The sequence below is a fragment of the Actinospica durhamensis genome, assembly GCF_018139695.1.
GTDB lineage: Bacteria > Actinomycetota > Actinomycetes > Streptomycetales > Catenulisporaceae > Actinospica > Actinospica durhamensis.
The window spans coordinates 1-3,681 of record NZ_JAGSOG010000458.1; the positions used below are offsets into that span (position 1 = coordinate 1).

The 3,681-nt window shown below is 68.3% G+C and carries 2 protein-coding genes; both read right to left on the bottom strand.

Features of this window, described 5'->3' with window-relative positions; all coding sequences use genetic code 11:
- Positions 1-392 precede the first annotated feature (392 nt).
- Positions 393-1,388: a ribonucleotide-diphosphate reductase subunit beta gene (locus KDL01_RS39810; protein ID WP_212533906.1), complete on the bottom strand. Its 996-nt coding sequence runs from the start codon at positions 1,386-1,388 to the stop codon at positions 393-395.
- Between the two features lie 68 nt (positions 1,389-1,456).
- Positions 1,457-3,681: ribonucleoside-diphosphate reductase subunit alpha (locus KDL01_RS39815; RefSeq protein ID WP_212533905.1), on the bottom strand; the 2,225-nt coding region annotated here is incomplete at its 5' end.

Below are 3,681 nucleotides of genomic sequence, written 5' to 3' on the forward strand. Positions count from 1 at the left end.
CCGCCCACCCGCACCGAGCAGCGCGGAGTCGTGTCTGGTCAGACACCCTCCGCTGCCGCACTGGTCCACACAACTCTATCTGGCATCTGCGATACCTATTTCCCCGCCGTCACTCTGATCAATTCGAAGTCCCGGCGGACCAGCGGATATCCCCTTGTACCCAGAGAACTCCCCTGACTCTCACGGCTCACCGAGCGTGATGGTTCACCAAGGAACGGCAAAGCAGGGTAATAATATTGCGGCATACCGTAAGGTTCTGGCCCCGATCAGCCCTCGAACGCAAAATCTCCCCGCCAGGGCGGGCGCGGGCGGCATCGCTCGCCGTCCCGCGCCCGCCGGGTCAGGGCGTGTGGTGCGCGCCCTTCGTCGGAACCCGGCCTCAGAACTCGTCGTCAGAACTCGTCGTCGAACGAGACGCTGCCGCCCACCGCGACCTGGTACGCCGAGACCCGCCGCTCGAAGAAGTTCGACAGCTCCTGCACGTCCTGCAACTCCATGAACGCCAGCGGATTGGCCGATCCGTACAGCGGCTCGAGGCCGAGCTGCGCCAGCCGCCGGTCCGCGACGTGCTCGAGGTAGCCGCGCATGTCCGCTGCCGGCAGTCCCGGCACCCCCGCGCCCAGCAGGTCCTCGGCGAACTGCGTCTCGCACTCCACCGCCTCCGCCAGCATCTCCTTCACCTGCTCGGCCATCGCCGCGTCGAACAATTCGGGCTCCTCCTGCCGCACCGTCTCCACCACGTCGAACGCGAACGCCATGTGCATCGACTCGTCCCGGAACACCCAGTTCGTGCCCGAAGCCAGCCCGTTGAGCAGTCCGCGCGAACGCAGGAAGTAGACGTAGGCGAAGGCGCCGTAGAAGAACAGCCCCTCGATGCAGGTGGCGAAGCAGATCAGGTTGAGCAGGAAGGCCCGCCGGTCCTCGCGCGTCTCGAGCCGGCGCAGCCCGTGCACCGAGTCGATCCAGCGGAAGCAGAACTCGGCCTTGCGCCGGATCGAGGGGATGTTCTCCACCGCCGCGAACGCCTCGGCCCGCTCGTCGTCGTCCGGGACGTAGGTGTCGAGCAGGTTCAGGTAGAACTGCACGTGCACGGCCTCTTCGAACAGCTGCCGGGACAGGTACAGCCGCCCCTCCGGGCTGTTGACGTGCTGGTAGAGGTTGAGCACCAGGTTGTTCGAGACGATCGTGTCGCCGGTGGCGAAGAAGGCCACCAGCCGGGAGACCAGGTGCCGCTCGGCCGCGGAGAGCCGGTCGAGGTCGGCCAGGTCCGCGTGCAGGTCCACCTCCTCCACCGTCCACGTGTTCTTGATCGCGTCGCGGAAGCGGTCGAAGAACCGCGGGTAGCGCATCGGGCGCAGCGTCAGATCCATGCCCGGATCGAGCAACATGTGCGAGGTCTCCTTGTTCGGGTCGTACGGGTTCTCGTCCCGGTTCTCGGCCCGGTTCTCGTTCGGGTTCACTGGCAGGCCTCGCACGCTTCCGGGTTCTCCAGCGAGCAGGCCACGGCCGCGTCGACCACCACATCGGAGATCGACTCGATCGCGGGCGCCGTCCCCTGGGCGCCGACCGTGGCCTGCGCCGTCGCCTGCACGGTGGCCTGCTGGATGCGCGTGGCCGGGCGCGAACGCAGGTAGTAGGTGGACTTGAGCCCGGCCTTCCACGCGTACATGTACATCGAGGAGAGCTTGCCGATGGTCGGCGACGCCAGAAAAAGGTTGAGCGACTGCGACTGGTCCACGAACGGCCCGCGCGCCACGGCCAGGTCGATCAGCGCGCGCTGCGGCAGCTCCCAGGCCGTGCGATACAGGGCCTTGACCTCCTCCGGCAGCACTGGGATCCCCTGCACCGAGCCCTCGGCCCGCTTGACCGCCTCCCGGATGTGCGCCGTCCACAGCCCCAGGTCCTTGAGCTCCTGCACCAGCGCCGTGTTGACCTGCAGGAACTCCCCCGACAGGGTCTCGCGCTTGAACAGGTTCGACACCTGCGGCTCGATGCACTCGTAGCATCCGGCGATCGAGGCGATGGTAGCCGTCGGCGCCACCGCGATCAGCAGCGAGTTGCGCAGCCCCGTCGCCGCGACCCGGGCCCGGAGCGCCGTCCAACGCTCCGTCAGCTCCGGCGAGGTCGCCACGCCCCACAGGTCCGGCTGCAGCGCACCGCCGGCCGCACGCGTCTGCGCGTACGCCGGGTGCGCACCCAAGTCCTCGGCCAGCCCCGCCGAGGTCTCCAGCGCCGTCAGGTAGATCTCCTCGGACACGCGCGTGGACAGCTCCCGCGCCCGCGCGTCGTCGAAGGGTAGCCGCAGCGCGAAGAACACGTCCTGCAGGCCCATGACCCCGAGCCCGACCGGCCGCCAGCGCGGGTTGGACGCGGCAGTCTGCTCGCTCGGGTAGTAGTTGATGTCGATGACGCGGTCCAGGAACACCACCGCCGTACGCACCGTCGCGCGCAGCTTCTCCCAGTCGACGTCGTCGCGCGCCGCGGTCAGGTGCGCGGCGAGGTTGATCGAGCCGAGGTTGCACACGGCCGTCTCGGCGTCCGAGGACACCTCGATGATCTCCGTGCACAGATTCGACAGGTGCACGGTGTTGCCCGGCCGCCCGGTCTGGTTGCACAGCCGGTTCGCCGCGTCCTTGAAGGTCATCCAGCCGTTGCCGGTCTGCGCGAGCGTGCGCATCATCTTGCCGTAGAGCTCGCGCGCCGAGACCCGCCGCACGTACCGCCCTTCGGCCTCCGCGGCCCGGTACGCCGCGTCGAACTCGGCGCCCCACAGATCGGGAAGCTCGGGCACCTGGTCCGGGTCGATCAGCGACCACGGCTCGTCCGCCTCGACCCGCCGCATGAACTCGTCCGGGATCCAGTTGGCCAGGTTGAGATTGTGCGTGCGCCGCGCATCCTCACCGGTGTTCTCGCGCAACTGCAGGAACTCCTCGATGTCCGGGTGCCAGGGCTCGAGGTACACGCAGGCCGCACCCTTGCGCCGCCCACCCTGGTTGACCGCCGCCACGGACGCGTCCAAGGTCCGCAGGAACGGCACGATGCCGTTGGACTTGCCGTTGGTGCTGCGGATCAGCGCCCCGCGCGAGCGCACCCGGGAGAAGGCGATCCCGATCCCGCCGGCGAACTTCGAGAGCCGCGCGACCTGGTGGTAGCGCGCGTAGATCGAGTCGAGCTCGTCGCGCGGGGAGTCGACCAGGTAGCAGGAGGACATCTGCGTGTGCCGCGTGCCGGAGTTGAACAGCGTCGGCGAGCTAGGCAGATAAGCCAGCGATGACATCAGCCGATAGAAGGCAATCGCCTCCTCCGCCGTACACGAGAGCCCGCACGCCACGCGCAGCAGGAAGAACTGCGGAGTCTCGATCACGTCCCGCGCGACCGGGTGGCGCAGCAGGTACCGGTCGTACACGGTACGCAGCCCGAAGTACTCAAACCGCAGATCCCCATCCACATCGACGGCCGCATCAAGCACCCCCGCATGCGCACTTACAAACGCAAGAGTCTCGTCCCCGATCAGCCCCTCAGCGTGCCCGAGCGCAATGGAAGCGCTGAACGTGTCAGCCCCATGCCCCGCCGCCTCCTGCGCGATCACCCCGGAAAGCAGCCGCGCCGCCAACTTCGAGTACTGCGGCTCCTCCCCGATCAGCTCCGCCGCACACTGCACGGCAAGCCGCGCCGCCTCCC